The 15,900-nt window shown below is 46.1% G+C and carries 13 protein-coding genes, 1 tRNA gene and 3 pseudogenes; 8 read left to right on the top strand and 9 right to left on the bottom strand.

The window, feature by feature from the left end; genetic code table 11:
* The first annotated feature begins 219 nt into the window (after positions 1 to 219).
* The 3 genes from proB (at position 220) to WB237_RS12545 (ending at position 2,775) form a co-directional block, all read left to right on the top strand.
* Entirely contained in the window at positions 220 to 1,323 is a 1,104-nt protein-coding gene (gene proB, locus WB237_RS12555; RefSeq protein ID WP_008501877.1) for a glutamate 5-kinase, read from the top strand.
* 11 nt (positions 1,324 to 1,334) lie between these two features.
* The gene (gene proA / locus WB237_RS12550; RefSeq protein WP_336213379.1) at positions 1,335 to 2,588 is read left to right on the top strand and encodes a glutamate-5-semialdehyde dehydrogenase; all 1,254 of its coding nucleotides are present in this window, start codon (positions 1,335 to 1,337) and stop codon (positions 2,586 to 2,588) included.
* A 111-nt stretch (positions 2,589 to 2,699) separates the two neighbouring features.
* A tRNA-Thr gene (locus WB237_RS12545) sits at positions 2,700 to 2,775 on the top strand.
* Between the two features lie 14 nt (positions 2,776 to 2,789).
* Here the strand turns inward: WB237_RS12545 and WB237_RS12540 are convergent.
* Positions 2,790 to 2,900, bottom strand: a pseudogene (locus tag WB237_RS12540) (hypothetical protein); the annotation flags it as partial.
* A 596-nt stretch (positions 2,901 to 3,496) separates the two neighbouring features.
* Here WB237_RS12540 and WB237_RS12535 point away from each other — a divergent pair.
* Both WB237_RS12535 and WB237_RS12530 read left to right on the top strand, forming a co-directional pair.
* Complete coding sequence (locus WB237_RS12535) at positions 3,497 to 4,852, top strand: hypothetical protein (protein ID WP_336213376.1); 1,356 nt, start codon at positions 3,497 to 3,499, stop codon at positions 4,850 to 4,852.
* A 67-nt stretch (positions 4,853 to 4,919) separates the two neighbouring features.
* A complete protein-coding gene (locus tag WB237_RS12530) occupies positions 4,920 to 5,819 on the top strand; it encodes a hypothetical protein (protein WP_336213374.1) in 900 nt (299 codons plus the stop codon).
* A gap of 434 nt (positions 5,820 to 6,253) precedes the next feature.
* On the opposite strand, the gene WB237_RS12525 is transcribed toward WB237_RS12530, so the two are convergent.
* Both WB237_RS12525 and WB237_RS23040 read right to left on the bottom strand, forming a co-directional pair.
* Positions 6,254 to 6,925, bottom strand: a complete 672-nt coding sequence (locus tag WB237_RS12525) for a hypothetical protein (protein WP_336213372.1) — start codon at positions 6,923 to 6,925, stop codon at positions 6,254 to 6,256.
* A 287-nt stretch (positions 6,926 to 7,212) separates the two neighbouring features.
* Positions 7,213 to 7,395 carry a hypothetical protein gene (locus WB237_RS23040; RefSeq protein WP_442892509.1) on the bottom strand — a complete coding sequence of 61 codons (183 nt, stop codon included), beginning with the start codon at positions 7,393 to 7,395 and terminating at the stop codon, positions 7,213 to 7,215.
* Here WB237_RS23040 and WB237_RS12520 point away from each other — a divergent pair.
* A pseudogene (locus WB237_RS12520) lies at positions 7,309 to 7,674 on the top strand (radical SAM family heme chaperone HemW); the annotation flags it as partial. The gene WB237_RS23040 and the pseudogene WB237_RS12520 overlap by 87 nt on opposite strands.
* Positions 7,675 to 7,779: 105 nt before the next feature.
* On the opposite strand, the gene ansB reads toward WB237_RS12520, so the two are convergent.
* On the bottom strand, positions 7,780 to 8,826 hold the full coding sequence (gene ansB, locus WB237_RS12515; protein WP_336213370.1) for an L-asparaginase 2: 1,047 nt from the start codon (positions 8,824 to 8,826) through the stop codon (positions 7,780 to 7,782).
* A 176-nt stretch (positions 8,827 to 9,002) separates the two neighbouring features.
* On the opposite strand from ansB, the pseudogene WB237_RS12510 reads away from it, so the two are divergent.
* A pseudogene (locus WB237_RS12510) lies at positions 9,003 to 9,257 on the top strand (antirestriction protein); the annotation flags it as partial.
* A 347-nt stretch (positions 9,258 to 9,604) separates the two neighbouring features.
* Entirely contained in the window at positions 9,605 to 9,919 is a 315-nt protein-coding gene (locus WB237_RS12505; protein ID WP_336213368.1) for a hypothetical protein, read from the top strand.
* Here the strand turns inward: WB237_RS12505 and WB237_RS12500 are convergent.
* The 5 genes from WB237_RS12500 to WB237_RS12480 all read right to left on the bottom strand — a co-directional run bounded on the left by WB237_RS12500 (position 9,916) and on the right by WB237_RS12480 (position 15,841).
* Positions 9,916 to 10,722 (bottom strand): DUF4225 domain-containing protein, encoded by an 807-nt coding sequence (locus tag WB237_RS12500; protein WP_336213366.1) that lies wholly within the window; start codon positions 10,720 to 10,722, stop codon positions 9,916 to 9,918. The two genes, WB237_RS12505 and WB237_RS12500, sit on opposite strands and share 4 nt — an antisense overlap.
* 620 nt (positions 10,723 to 11,342) lie before the next feature.
* Positions 11,343 to 13,274 carry a putative bifunctional diguanylate cyclase/phosphodiesterase gene (locus WB237_RS12495; protein WP_336213364.1) on the bottom strand — a complete coding sequence of 644 codons (1,932 nt, stop codon included), beginning with the start codon at positions 13,272 to 13,274 and terminating at the stop codon, positions 11,343 to 11,345.
* 17 nt (positions 13,275 to 13,291) lie between these two features.
* Complete coding sequence (locus WB237_RS12490) at positions 13,292 to 13,786, bottom strand: molybdopterin-dependent oxidoreductase (protein WP_336213362.1); 495 nt, start codon at positions 13,784 to 13,786, stop codon at positions 13,292 to 13,294.
* A gap of 397 nt (positions 13,787 to 14,183) precedes the next feature.
* Positions 14,184 to 14,771 (bottom strand): cytochrome b, encoded by a 588-nt coding sequence (locus tag WB237_RS12485; RefSeq protein ID WP_336213360.1) that lies wholly within the window; start codon positions 14,769 to 14,771, stop codon positions 14,184 to 14,186.
* Complete coding sequence (locus WB237_RS12480; protein WP_336213358.1) at positions 14,768 to 15,841, bottom strand: catalase family peroxidase; 1,074 nt, start codon at positions 15,839 to 15,841, stop codon at positions 14,768 to 14,770. The genes WB237_RS12485 and WB237_RS12480 overlap by 4 nt, the downstream gene beginning before the upstream one ends.
* Positions 15,842 to 15,900: the final 59 nt, after the last annotated feature.

Genomic DNA, 15,900 nt, shown 5'->3' with positions numbered 1-15,900 from the left:
TATCGTTCTGGAGTGAAACTTTTATGACAAACTAAGAATAATTTTAAAAAACTGTGATTTATTATTTCAGTAATAAAATTGTCAAACTTTGCCGCTACGCTTCCTGATCCCGAGCAATAAAGTGTTTCGTGATGTGCTATGGCAGTTGGCAACGGGGCTGACTCCTGTTAAAACGTTCGTTTGACATTACTTTCCCTTATCGTTGAACGGCAGAGAATCATGAGTGACAGCCAGACGCTGGTGGTAAAACTCGGTACCAGTGTTTTAACAGGCGGATCGCGCCGCCTAAATCGCGCCCACATTGTTGAGCTTGTACGTCAGTGCGCTCAGTTACATGCCGCAGGGCATCGTATTGTGATTGTAACCTCCGGGGCGATTGCCGCCGGGCGTGAACACCTTGGCTACCCCGAGCTCCCCGCGACGATCGCCTCCAAACAGCTGCTGGCCGCCGTGGGACAAAGCCGACTGATTCAACTCTGGGAACAGTTGTTCTCTATTTATGGTATCCACGTTGGGCAGATGCTGCTGACGCGTGCGGATATGGAAGACAGAGAGCGTTTCCTGAACGCCCGCGATACCCTGCGCGCGTTGCTGGACAATAATATCGTTCCCGTCATTAACGAAAACGATGCCGTTGCCACCGCTGAAATCAAAGTGGGTGACAACGACAACCTCTCAGCGCTGGCCGCGATTCTGGCCGGTGCCGATAAATTACTGCTCCTGACCGATCAGCAGGGTCTGTTTACTGCCGACCCGCGCTCTAACCCTGAAGCCGAACTGATTACCGATGTACACGGCATTGACGATGCGCTTCGCGCCATCGCGGGCGACAGCGTGTCTGGCCTGGGAACCGGCGGCATGGGTACCAAGCTGCAGGCCGCTGATGTAGCGTGCCGCGCCGGTATCGACACCATTATTGCGGCGGGCAGCCGCCCAGGTGTGATTGGCGACGTGATGGAAGGTATCTCCGTTGGCACCCGTTTCCACGCGCAGGAATCCCCGCTGGAAAACCGTAAACGCTGGATATTCGGTGCGCCTCCTGCTGGTGAACTCGTCGTTGATGAAGGGGCGACAGCCGCGATTCTGGAACGAGGGAGTTCATTACTTCCTAAAGGAATTAAAAGCGTGACAGGCAACTTCTCCCGTGGTGAAGTGATCCGCATCCGTAACCTCGAAGGTCGCGATATTGCCCACGGCGTAAGCCGCTATAACAGCGATGCCTTACGCCGCATTGCCGGTCACCACTCGCAGCAGATCGACGCCATCCTCGGCTATGAGTATGGCCCGGTTGCTGTGCATCGCGATGACATGATTATTCGTTAAGGAGCCAGAACATGCTGGAACAAATGGGCGCAGCTGCGAAAGCCGCCTCTTACAAACTGGCGCTCCTTTCCAGCCGCGAGAAAAACCGCGTGCTGGAAAAAATCGCTGATTATCTGGAATCGCAATCCGCTGAGATATTGCGAGCTAATGAACAGGATCTGGCTGAGGCACGTGTAAACGGTCTGAGCGAGGCCATGCTTGACCGCCTGGCGCTGACGCCGGCGCGTCTGAAAGGTATCGCTGATGATGTCCGTCAGGTTTGCAATCTCGCTGACCCGGTTGGGCAGGTGATTGACGGTGGCCTGCTCGACAGCGGTTTACGTCTTGAGCGTCGCCGTGTGCCGCTTGGCGTAATCGGCGTGATTTATGAAGCTCGCCCAAACGTCACCGTTGATGTCGCCTCCCTGTGTTTGAAGACCGGCAACGCCGCCATTCTGCGCGGCGGAAAAGAGACCTGGCGTACCAATGCTGCGACGGTAAAGGTTATTCAGCAGGCGCTGGAAGAGTGTGGTTTACCGGCGGGTGCCGTCCAGGCTATCGAGAGCCCGGACCGCGCGCTAGTGAACGAAATGCTGCGCATGGATAAATACATCGACATGCTGATCCCACGTGGGGGTGCGGGGCTGCACAAGCTCTGCCGCGAGCAGTCGACCATTCCAGTAATTACCGGCGGTATTGGCGTGTGCCATATCGTCGTTGACGACAGTGCTGAGATTGAACCGGCGCTGAAGATTATCGTCAATGCGAAAACCCAGCGTCCAAGCACCTGTAACACCGTGGAAACGCTGCTGGTGCATCAGGGCATTGCGAGCACTTTCCTGCCAGCACTGAGCAAACAGATGGCGCAAAGCGGCGTGACGCTGCACGCTGATGCCGGCGCTCTGGCGCTGTTGAAGGATGGCCCGGCGACTGCGGTTCCAGTAAAAGCTGAGCAGTATGACGATGAATTCCTGTCTCTGGATCTGAATGTGAAGATTGTTGCCGATCTCGACGACGCGATTGCACACATCCGTGAACACGGTACGCAGCACTCTGACGCGATCCTGACGCGCACCCTGCGCAATGCCGATCGCTTCGTGAACGAAGTGGATTCCTCTGCGGTATATGTCAATGCCTCAACGCGCTTCACCGATGGCGGTCAGTTCGGACTGGGCGCAGAGGTGGCTGTCAGCACGCAGAAATTGCACGCGCGCGGCCCGATGGGCCTTGAAGCACTGACCACTTACAAGTGGATCGGCTTTGGTGACGATACGATTCGTGCGTAAATAATCACGGGTGATGCAAAAATAGCCGTTTGATTCAAAAGGGCATTGACGCATCACCCGGATAGATCTAACCTTTTGCCCCGTGGTTACACTCGTAACCGGCCTCTCAGGGCCGATATAGCTCAGTTGGTAGAGCAGCGCATTCGTAATGCGAAGGTCGTAGGTTCGACTCCTATTATCGGCACCATTCATATCAAGTAGTTACGCATCATTTGTACCTTCCTTATTTTCACTGTGGGACATATTTGGGATAGAAGACCCGAAAATAGAGTCAATTTGTCTTGCATGTTCGGTAAGATGATTGGGCGCCAGTCGATATAGCCCTTTGCATAGTCCTCAGTGGCACCGTAATGGCAAATCTGGAACTCTGAGAACTGCTTCACGCCACGCGCTAACGCCTGCATTTCAGCAATCCTCTTCTCTGCCTCTCTTGATTTATCCGCCCAGCGATTTCCAGCCATGAATGCTATTTGACGCTGTGATTCGAGTTCCTCAATGCGCATAGTCATTTCGGAGCAATATTCAAAGTTGCTTATCGCCTTCCGCTCCCACTCGTCGCGCTGCTCACGAAGATATCCGTTCTGGCGCTCTGCGGCTAGGTAATAATTTGAAATAGGCATGCGAACGCTATGAATCCTTCCTCTAAAAGCTCCGATAGTTAGTGCGGTTCTGTAAAGTAAGAAGCCTACTGGATGGAGATACAACATGACGTTCGAAATAATGCGTGCGACGAATATCTGTAGCAATGTATCAGATATGTGCAGGTGTAATGTAAATTTGATGATTCTTGTGATTTTTTGTTTTAGTATAAACTCACTACTTAAAGAGTGATTTTAATGAACTAAATCTATTAATCGTTAGATGCTCCGTAGTGTTTAAAATTATATTTTTTATTTAGGAGTCTGAATGTGAACAGGCAGCAAAAAGATCAAGTTATGGCATTGTTAGAGGTGTTTGATTCCGAAGTCTTTAAAAGGAATGTTGCTGAAAAATATAAGGATAGTGGTGATTACTCAGGGGTTTTAATAGGTGAGTTAAGCTTGGATTCTTATATTTTACTTGTTTGTAAGATATATGCGCATTTCAAACAAGAAATAACAGAAGAGAACTTTGCAACTTTGCCTCTGAACTATAATTTATCTGATGTTGGAAGCGGTAATCTTATCAATGATATCGGATATTTAAATAATTATAATGGTAGCGGGGATTTTCCTAATGCATTGGGTTATGCTTTGAGATTGGCTGCATACCAACGAATTTATGGTTTTTGGGAGTATAATTCAAGAAGGGTTTTAAGCGCGTCAACGAAAAAAATACAAAGCGATAATGAATTAATGGAGGCGAAGAAAATACTCATTGATTCACGTATTTCTGATCTGGATGAGTTGATTCGCAACATATCTAATGAACATGAGCGGCTAGAAAGTTTCAATGAGGAAAGCATTGCTAAAATTAAAACTTTAGAGGCTTCACTGCAAAATATAATGCAGCAAAGCGAAACGATAAATAATCTTTATAACAATGCTACAAATTCTGTGGAAAAAGTTAACACACAACTTACGTTAGCGGAAAGCAAAAAGAATGATTTAGATAAATTGTTTGACAAGGCCTCAAGTGAAATAGATAAAATTAATGTTGATATCTCTGATTATAAAAGTGAGTATGCGAAGATCTCAAAGAAACTCGAATTATTAACAGAGGATTTTGACAAGAAACTAACTTTTGTTGAAGAAAAGCAGAGTTATTTTATTGAAAGGAATTCATATTTAGATGATCTGATAGGTCGTGAGGTTGGTGCATCATTGTTTGAAACTTTTAAACAACGCAAAAATGAATTATCACCTTCGGTTAAATTTTGGCGCTGGACTGTTCCCTGTCTAGCAGTGGCTACAGTTGTATGGATATGGTTATTATTCCATTGGTCTTCCGATGAAGCAATGAGCTATCAATTGCTTATAATCAATTCAATTAAGGCACTACCTGCCATAGGTTTGCTTTTATTTGGAATTGCACAGTACAGCAAAGAGCGAAATTTTCAGGAGGAATATGCTTTTAAATCTGCTGTAGCATTAACATTAAACGCTTATGCTGAACAGTTATTAAGTGATGAGAATAAAGATGCATTAATCTTATCTTCTGTATCTTCAATATATAAATCCCCCATACATCATTCAAAGTTAAAAGTGGAGGATGGAAAAGGAGCTATTGATTCTGTTTCTGAATTGCTAGGAAAGTTCAAGGAAATAAACTTTACAAAGAAATGATTTTTACACATCTAAACATGATGAGGTTTTTATTTCTTGCTAATAGACTATCTAAGTGAGCCTGAATATGATTGATGAACAGAAGATTTTAAAGAGATTTAATTCATTAACAAAGAGTGAAAGGGATGAATTAACCTTAAAATCGCAAGAGGAAGGGTTGCGGCAATTTGATGAATTCAAAAAGTCTTATTTGGTTGGTGAATGCTACTTATGTGGTAAATCTTTCAAGACCATTAGTAAGGATAATCCATGTCTTCATTGGCTACTGAGAAGATGTAAATTCAAGACCAAGTATTTCCCTCAGCTGTATAATAAATACGGGTATATTAATATTGCTGCTTTTTTAAGGTGGTGTGCCAATATGGAAAAACCACTGGTCAATATTAATGATTTACCGCTAGAAATGCCTAAAGGTAAGGTATTATCGAGCACCATCAAATGGAATAATATTGAATGGACGTTTGATTGCTCTGAATCAGATTTTAAGGGACATTCTGGAACGGCGATAGAGTACCCACATTATCATTTTCAAATGAGAATTGATGGTATGCAGTTTATAAATTTTAATTCATTCCACTTACCTTTTAGCAACGATGACTTGTTCGCATTGACAATGAGCCGTAACCATCCTGACAAGTTTACGCATGATTTTGGATCGTTTGGTATGGGGATGGAGGCTGCAATGGAAATTGTCTCAGAAAATCCTGAAATGGCCTTAGATATTATGACTAGATCCGATGATGAAGCTGATGCAACTTATAGTATATCTACCCTGGCAATAGCTGGTGATGGAGAGAAAATTTCAGGGGATTTAATAGCAGAATTGATCGCAGAATCACGAGAAACTAAGGTCCCGTTGAGCAAATTGATGCAGGAGCGTTTGTCAAAGCAAACGACTATCAGAACTATGATTTCTCCTGGTGAAGCCGTTCCGGAGATAGCGAGTCGAACAGAGCATAAAAAATAAGCAATGGTTAAGTGCTTTCATTGAGGGGCATATATGGGGGCACTTTTCATTTTTTTGTTTAAAAGGATAATAGTAATCAATGAGTTACATTGTTATTTCATTCCTATCATCGACACTCACACAACAAAATCCATTAAAAACAATAACTTAAGACGATTTTTACTCTCAAGGTACAATCTTTTTTTAAGGGGTTCTATGTGACCTGCTCCCTGTTGATTAATACACACCGATGTTAGTAATGTCTTCATATTGAACCTTCTGGTGTGTTTTCTCTGGATATTTTCTGTAAAATCATTCTTGCGGGACGTTAATCTGTTAACCTTTTCTTGTCATGACGACTACGTAATAATGGATTCTTAATCGACTCGATGAAGAACTCATCGAGTCGTATTAAAAACAAAGTGAGAACACTGAGGTGGGTTCAGTAGAGGCTATTACTGTTTTAGCAAGCGTGGAAGCTGATTATTCAGTTCAAGCAGGCAGCTATTCATATATTTTTCAGTTTCGCTGACAACTTTCTTATAATTGTTTGCATTCCAGTCGCTCAATGGGGCCTCGACAGGTGTTGGGGCACATTCTGCTACTGTAAATGCAGAGAACATATTCCCGCTTTCCGGGCGTTTATAAAACAGAACTTTATATTTTAGCTGATAAAGCGGTGTTGCAGCATTCGCATCTTTATAGATTAATGCCCAGGTCGCCTTACCAATATACAGTGGTTGTTTATAGAGGTGGCCATTCCCTTTTTCATTCATCCACTGAGTAATATTTTGTTTGGCTTTTGGAATAAACCAGTTGTTTGTTGGGTTCTCCAGGGTTTCGACTGTTGTTCCTTTATAGTTCTCTTTATCAAAATCACTACTGTTGATACTTCCGAGTAATGCACCTACCACCGCGATCCCCATACCAGCCGCTACATGACCCGGAGTCACTTCGCGTAAGTGACTATCGGCCACTCGATTGTTATTCAGCTCTGGAATGGCGGACACGCTGTAAATTTCAATTGAGCTACCATTTGCCGCCTTTACAGTGTCTGGTTTTACCGACCCTGCGCAGCCAGCAAGAATTAAAGATGCGGATACCATTGCTAAAAGACGTACTTTCATTTTATCTCCATATAATAATTTAACTTAAATGGCCGTGTCGATTATCTGTGCCAGATATATCAGCTGATTTAACAAAGGGCTCTGTTCAGCCATGTAAGGTGTGCTGACGTATTTTCATATTGAGTATCGACTTGCCCGTTAATTACTTGAGTCATGTAGTCATATTTCTTTGACGGGCATCAAATTTGCTGGTGATATTAGTAACCACCGCTGTGTCTCAGCAATCCGCCCTGGTACCACCAGTAGAAAGCCTTTGGCAAGAGAAGCCAACGGTTGCGGGTTAACGATTACCCCGTCTCCAGCATCGTGAAGCTCACAATCCTCGCTTTTCCCAGCTCTTTTGCCTGGTACAGGGCCACATCCGCCGCGCGCAGTATATTACTGGCGATCATCCCGGCATCAGCTGCGGCGCGTATGGTAAAGTCACGTTCCCCGATAGCCGCATTCTGCGCACCACCAAAACGCGCCATCCGCGTGGCTATATGCAGGGGCGTTATATGAAAAGCCTGCTCAATGTGGAGCAGGTCAATAAACCGTTTGAATTTTTCATGAACCGATTCCGTCTGCCGGAAGTGGCCCCGTGGGCTGAATTTACGCAATATACGGGGTTGTCGGAGACGGTGATTCGTCAGCCGCTTGATGAGGCCATTGCTCAGGGGGATCTGACCGAGAGTGAGACGCACTGGCAGATCACCCAGCACGGAAAACTGTTTTTAAACTTGCTGCCTGTACTGTTTCTCACCGAATAAGATCCTAAGTGCATTTGCCGGATAAAGCCATCCGGCAAACTGCCTGAAAGCGCTGCGCTTATCAGACCTAAAAGTAAAAGTGGTAAGCGCAGCCGCCTTCAGCGATTAAAACTGATTAAACATTGTCTGGATCTGCTTCGGATCTTTAGTCTGCGTCAGCGCCAGTTGCAGCAGTACGCGTGCCTTCTGTGGGTTCAGGGAACCAGAGGCAACGAAACCGTACTTCGCATCATCGATTTCAGCATCCTGCGTGGTTGAACCCGTCGGTACGCGGGAAGAACGCACCACAACAGTCCCTTTGTGCGCTGCAGTTGCCAGCGTATCGAAGACTGTTTTGTACAGGTTGCCGTTACCCACACCCGCGCTCACAATCCCATCATAACCGGCATCCACCAGCGCTTTTGCCGGCAGATCTGAAGCATTCGCGTAGTTATAGACGATACCGACCTTCGGCAGTTCATTCAGTTTAGAAACGTCGAACGGCGTGGAGGTGGTGTGCTTACGCGCAGGCGTACGCTGGTAGTCGATTTTACCGTTATGAATGTAGCCCAGCGGTCCGTAGTTTACGGATTTGAAGGTCGCAACATCGGTGGTGCTGGTTTTGGTCACGTCGCGCCCGTCAAGCACGGTGTCATTCATCACCACCAGCACGCCACGGCTGGCAGAGGCTTTATCTGCTGCGGTCACCACCGCGTTATAGAGGTTGAACGGACCGTCCGCGCTCATCCCGGTAGACGGACGCATTGCGCCAACCAACACCACTGGCTTGTTGCACTTAACGGTTAGATCGAGGAAGTAAGCGGTCTCTTCCATGGTGTCTGTACCGTGGGTAATCACGAAGCCGTCGGTGCTGTCACACTCGTTATTGATCTTTTTCGCCAGGGTTAACCAGACGTCGTCGTTCATATCCTGCGAACCGATATTGACGACCTGCTCACCCTTAACGTTAGCGATATCCTTAAGTTGAGGAACGGCTTTGACCAGATTCTCTACGCCAACTTTGCCCGCCGTATAGTTAGATTTGGTTGCGGAGTCACCGCCACCGGCAATCGTCCCGCCGGTCGCTAAAATGGTGATGTTCGGTAAGGCGAGCGCTGCACCGCTGAAACCCATTACCAGTGCTGCCAGTGCCGTTTTCCTGAAAAACTCCATGTTATTTCTCCAGTTACGTGAATTTATCGCATTATCCCCACCTCTTAGCTGAATAATGTGATTTCATCCAATTAACCAGACAAATGTATTTTTTAGATTGTTAAATTTAGAGGTGGATGTCGCTTCTACCCGGACTACCAGCAAAATCGCCGTTGCTACGTTTCTGAAAAACCTGCCAGTTCTTCGCCAGGATGGACCGCTTCTGCGCAGACTACTGCGGGGGTATCTGGAATTTTTACACACTGAGTAACGGCGGTGCGTTTATGGCTCCGGAAACAAATGGAGATACCGATGAGAAGTTGGCGCTGTTTAACACAATGAACGGCAATGGCGCAGAGATTACCAGTGAAGCTGCAGGGATAGTCGCCTGTCTGATGGCTTACAGCCACCACGCTTGTCGTACTTTTCATTGTAATGTCACTCTGCTGTACGGTGAGCGCTGGCAGATTCAGGGAGGGGATACTATGTCAAAAGCCAACAATGCAGCAACGACGAAGCGCAAGAGGAAATCAAATTAGCGCGAGCGGCTAACAACATATTTTAACCTACCGATCACGGCGCTAAATAGTTTGTATTGTTAGTAATCTAATAAATTGTACAAACATCATGTGATCGTTAACCTTCAATGGCCGAAACGGCCTGGCACCACCCAGAAGACAATAAAGGGGATAGAGTCTGCCGAAAAGTTTCGGCTGGATTGCTATAAAGTTCATCAGTATGATTGCTGGCACAATCAGTGATTGAGAAACAACTTCTGAGTGATAAAGGACGATACGAGATGAAAGTGACTGATGAGGCGTTGTTACGTTCAGGGTTTACACCATCGGATTTGCAGAAGATAAAAAACAATGTTGAAAGCTATGGTGGAACGTTGGGGGAAGCGATTCAGGATCTGGCTAATCGATTCAGGGTTGTTTTATGGATAACATCGGTATGTCTGATGGTTTTTATCATTTTAGTGTTGTTTTCTGCGAAAGAAACCGTCGTAGGCGGTGGGATATCAATTCTGATCGCAATAGTCATCGTTGCATTTATTCAGCCGCCAGTCCTTTCTTACAAATCCTGGCGGTTCTGGAGAAAATTCAGAGGCTAATGGTTCGATGTGTCAGTAGAAAGCAGGTCAAATATTACTTTGGCCTTAAGTCCATACCCGACTATTTTCATTGTTAATTTTGGACGGCTCATCGTATCGACTTTTCGATAGAAATCACGGGGCATCCATTTAAATAGCCTCCATGCTTCGGGTCTTCTGGCTAATCCAAAGATGCTATATACACTTGCAGTTAACGTAATGGCGTTATAAGTCGCAAGCCCTGCTTCAGGCTTGAAACCCATAAATTGGGCCGCTTCCATAGTGCCATCAGCCACAAATCCCTCTGTTTTATATTGTTTTCCATATATACCAGGAATAATTTCTTTTGACAGACCGTTAATGCCATCTGTGACAAGGATAGCCCCTGCCAGCATACCTAAAGGTGTCATTGTAGCGACCATCAACGCACCGCCAGCAATTGCCATTCCAGAAACCACAATGTGAATAACTGAAATCATGTAGCCGACGATTTTATTATTTTCCTTAACAAACTCGACCTTCGCGTAAAGCTGTGCGGACCTGGTTCTTAACAGACGCTCTTGTTCAAGCAGGTTGTCTGTTTCAGCACGCAGATTTTTGATGCATACGATACATTCTTCATCGGTTTTAGCCCGTCGCGCTGTTTCAAATTCTTTCTCTACAACCTGTTTTATCTCTCCAACAAACTTGATACGTGTTATCCCATCTTGCAAATAGAATGCTGATAACCGATTTGCTGTTTCGACGAGTTTCCGGGCTTCCAGATTCACCATGGTATCTGACCATGTTCTGTTCCAGCCCCTGTTGAGCAGTGCGATATCCATTAAAGACTCCTTCCCAAAATGTATCTGGTTATTTTACGTGCAATAAGGTCGAAGACAACAGGCAATGCTTTCCCAACGTCTGATTTTAGCGGAACTGTAGTGGCACACTGAATTTGGCCACCTGAACAGAGGTGATTTGCTCACCTAAGAACAACACCTGTGCTCCAGTGAAAAGAAGAAATTTCAGCGCAGAGTTTAAACGTGTATCCGCTCACATGGCCCTTGACCAGTACTGGACCGTAGCAGCGGTCATGAAAGAGCAGGGCTATGAGTTGTCAGTATCTCACCTGTAAGCACCCGTTTTAGTACGGCTTTCCCTATATACGAACAATCACTGCAGTTTCCCCTGACGCTGTGAAGTCGGAGAGGCAGGCATCGGCTGGAACTCCGCATCAGGTATTACCCATTTTGGTAGCTGATGGGACTCTCCTGCTGTGAGATAATGCGTACGCAAACGGTTTCGTACCGTTTTCGACACATATATCTTGATGGAATTGATGCCTGGTTTTTTCATTCTGGACGCCGCCGTTCCCTGACGAGGCGTCTTTTTTTCCGTTACTAAAGCGTGAACGGATAATGAAAAAGTGCTGTGTAAGGCAGGAGAAAACGCTAAATCTGATTTAGCCGTTTTTGATTTTTAGGTCGACTTGAGATTGAGGTTTTCCGAACAGATACCCCTGCAGCAGATCGCAACCCAGAACCTGAAGACGTTCCAGTTGTTCTTCGGTTTCAACGCCTTCGGCAATGACCTTCATATTGAGGCTCTTTGCCATACCCGCAATGAGCTTGACGATATTAAGAGCATCCTCTTTCGTAGATATAGAATTCACAAAGGATTTATCGATTTTTATTTTATCGAAATTAAGCTCACTGAGCCTTGATAGTGAAGAATATCCTGTCCCAAAATCATCAATGGAAATTTTCACACCCGTAGTTCTTAGTTTTTTGAGTATATTTATTGGGGCATTGATGTCCGTGAAGAGTGACGACTCAGTTACCTCTAACTCAAGACGGTTAGGCGGTAAACCCGTTTCTTTCAGGACAGACTGTACCATCGCAGTAAACGATTTGCTGCTCAACTGAACAGGCGAGACATTCACGGAAATCCTTGCCGGAACCGCCCATGAGGCGGCTTCTCTGCAGGCAAGTTCAAGCACATATTTACCAATTTCGTTAATCATTCCTGTTTTTTCAGCGACAGAAATAAAGTAATCAGGTGACAGAATTCCTTTTGCAGGGTGTATCCAGCGAATCAACGCTTCATAGCCGTAAATTTCCTTGCTGAATGAATCGACAATAGGCTGGTAATAAACAACGAACTCATTGTTTTCTAATGCCAATACCATATCATGTTCAAGGGTTCTGCTTTCAAGCAGCTTTTGTAGCATCCGTTGGCGGAAGACTTTTATTTGTTGCGGGCCTTCTTTTTTGGCTTCATAGAGCGCCAGATCGGCAAATTTATAGAGATAATCAGAGCGTCGTTCATTGTCTGATAAGACGATACCCACACAGGTGGCAATTTTTATCAGTTGATTGTTAATCGTATAGGGCTGGCTAATCTCATCGCAGATTTCTTTGGCTCGTGAGAGTGCTGCTGTTTCGATTAAACCGCTGGACAGAAGCGCAAACTCGTCTCCGCCCAGACGGTAAAATGTCTCTGAATCGCAACTCATTGAAGTCAGACGACGGGATACCTGACGTAACAGTAAATCGCCAGTATCATGGCCGTAGGTATCGTTAACCTCTTTAAACCGGTCTAAATCAAATAACATTACCGTTACAGGGATATGGTTTTTATCTGCCTGAAGATTAATTTTGTTGAGATCGTCCCAGAAGTAAAGTCGGTTTTTCATCCCGGTTAGGGAATCATGGTAGACATCATATTCCAGCTTCGCATTCTGAATTTGCAGTGTTTCTTTTGATAACTGGAGTTCTTCCGCAAGGCTTTTAACCTGCATATGTGCTTTGAGAATATTTTTGTTCTGATAAATCATTAAAAACCCCAGGATGAAACTTAATATCACCAGGAGCAATGAAAGTGCAGAGTAAATATAATAAAGAATCTGTATTTTATAGTTCGATTCATTAACCGTGTTAATGTCTTTTGTTAATGCTGTTGCAGAAAGTTGACTCAGTGGCGCATCGAGCATATGCATATTTTTCAGGTATGCCTGTAACTCAGGATGGCTCATTTTTTCAAGATTACCATCCAGATAGTTCAGTATTTGCTCTAAGCGTGAAGCGAGTTCCTGGTGCGCTTTATCACTGTCAATATAGCGACCTAAATCCCCCCCTTTCATTAAATCGCCCTGGCTCAGCATAATTTCAAGGCGCATGCGGACCTGGTCTATCGTAACGTCATCGGTATCGGTTGCGTATAGACCAAGCCATGATTCAAAACGGTAATACTCAGATACCAGTTGGGCCACCGACCAGGACTCAGTGTATTGAGTCAGTTTTTGCAACTCCTGCTGACGATCATAAACAAGGTATGCAATATATCCTGTCGTGATAAAAAGAGAAAAAATGATACCAACCAGTATCCTGTTCATTATGTTCTCCTGAACTACTACTCAATCTTCATTTTGCTAACCTGCCATGCTGATCGTGAGTAATAAATCTGATTATTCAACTCAGGAAGACTGTCATAGGGGTATACAATGAATGATGGACCTTTATCGCGGATGCGCATATATTCGCCATTGACCTTTAAGGCAAGTATGGCGTTGTATTTTTTGAAGTCACTGAGTGGGATGATGGTAGAGTAATCATTGAGCGCGATAACATTAATGTTTGACCCCTTCGCACCCACATAATCCATGAGTTTACTCATTGGAACACCCTCAAACTTAGTGCGGCCATTATACCAAGGGGATGTTGTCTCAAAACTCACCATACCCAGTTTTTCAAGGCTGGCGAGATCAAACACTGCTTTTCCATTTTCATTGGTATTTTCTATATTACCGTAAATCGTTAAAATGGGTTTACCGACTGGTTTTGGCAGGTCGCCAGCCCAGGTTACACTCTGCACCAGACAGCATAACAGCAGTAGCATTAATCGCATTTTGACCTCCACTTTTTACCAGAAGTATATGAATTATAATTTAGATATCACACGAGTTGATATATTTTGTTGGGGAGTAAGGGATTTTATCGTTTTTATTGATGTAAACTCATTTTAATCAATGAGTTAAGTGTGGTGGGTGACAGGGTGTTTGATACTCGAACGACGCTTAAGTTTTTGATAAAAGCTAAAATTGCGGCATAAATACTCTTTTGTCTAAAAATTAATCACTTTATTTGATTGATATTATCTTCCACGACAATCGTGGGGGCAGTGGCTTTTTGGAGCGCGAATTTGCAGACTAAATACGCGCCCCCGGTAGTGTCCGTTGTTTCAGGATGACGATGATAAGCGAGGATACGAACATTCCGTTTGTGCGTGTTCCATACCGCTTTCTTTACTTCATGTCATTCTGGATGGCTGACGCTGACTTACCCCCTTTCGCCATGCTGGCAAACACTGCGTCCCGGTAGATCCATGCATGAACAAGTGCGGCAGAGAGATGGACCAGCACCACAGCAAAAAGCAACTTTGCCAGAAGGCTATGGGCGTCGTGACACCAGGCATACAGTGCTGGACTGGTCGGGGCAATCGACGGCAGGTTGACGCCATCAAACATCACAATCGGCAGGCCCGCTGCCGACAGTTGCGCCCAACCCAGCAGTGGCATTGCCAGCATTAACCCATACAGCATCCAGTGTGATACCTTTGCTGCAAGTACCTGCCAGACGGGCAAATCGGCAGGAAGTGGGGGCGTCCGGCTAAGGAGCCGGTTGACCAGACGAACCAGTGCCAGCAGTAAAATGGCGATACCCAGCGGCCGGTGCAGGTCGATTAACCAAATCCGATGATCTAACGACGTCATCATCGCGGCACCGATGAAAAGCATGGCCAGGATCATCACTGCCATCAGCCAGTGTAGGCTTCGCGCCAGGGTATTGAAATGCTGCGGCGCGTGCTCTCGCATATCTTTATTCGGGCTCATTTTACCTCCTTCTTTTGCACGGCTTCGGTGGCCTTGCCGTAGCCGATTTCCCGCTCACGGCGACTGAAAGAGTGGGAGTAGGCAGCGGAACGTGCGTTTAATATGGGATCATCAGACACCGCAACGCCTGCCGGAACGATCGAAGGGTCAAAGTTAACGTCTCGGCACGCCCCCTCGGATTGTGCTTCGACACGCGTCACTTCCAGCGTGCCGGCTACCCTCTGTTTGCGATCATCCGGCCATGGTTGGGAAGGATCATCCACCGGATCGCCCGGATGTGCGAGCTGCAAAACGTAATCCCAGTAGAGTGGCTTCTGCGCAAGGCGCTGACGCAGGTTTTCAAACAGAAAGTTGTCATCGGCTTTCTGTCGTTGTTCATCGCTTATCGAAAGAAAGGGCTCGTGTGGACGCATCATCCAGCGAACGGCTTGACGATCCCCCAGTGCATTCACAAGGTAAAAGGCGTTAATGCTGTAAAACGTCGCGCCCGCGAAGCTGCCGGGCGCGGGTTTTTGTGCCGCCCATTTAAGGTATTTCTCCGCCTCCGGGTACGCTTTCAAAAAGTCTGCGAGACGCTGTGGATCCGGTTTGCCGGTGGCCGCATCAACGGCCGTGGCTTTTCGCAAGGCCAGAAAACCTTCCGGGTTGTGTGTGGCGAAGAAAGGCTCGTTGTTCATCGCCATCCGCCATTGTTGCTTGTCATCCGTTTTCAGCAACAGCGCCATGCTCAGGGTTTTGGTTGTGCTATCCGGGGCATGGGGATCGCCAGTACCAATTGAGAATCGGCCTACCACGGGGATTTCCGGCTGCGAGAAGAGCCGGGAGATTGACAGAGAAACCGCTGAGCCGTTTGGCACAAAGGTGCCGGCAAAGCAGATGCCTTTGCCATGCGCACGGCGAAAGCCTGGCGGAAAGGGTTTCGGTGTTTCATCCACCAGTGCCTGGCTGACCGTGCGTGACCCAAGCCAGCCCGCTGTCCATGCAAAAGCAGATGCCAGTGTACCGGCGACAACGGCGATCGATGCCAGAGCGCCCCAGGTTTTTTTGGATCTCAAATCCAGTTTCGACATAGACGTTTTTCCATAACAAAATATCATCACATGTCATGCACAATGTATTGCGCGTAACA

The sequence above is a fragment of the Enterobacter sp. P82 genome (assembly GCF_037053385.1).
Lineage (GTDB): Bacteria > Pseudomonadota > Gammaproteobacteria > Enterobacterales > Enterobacteriaceae > Enterobacter.
Note: the sequence above shows the minus strand (reverse complement) of the source record. Positions and strands in the feature narration are given on the sequence as shown.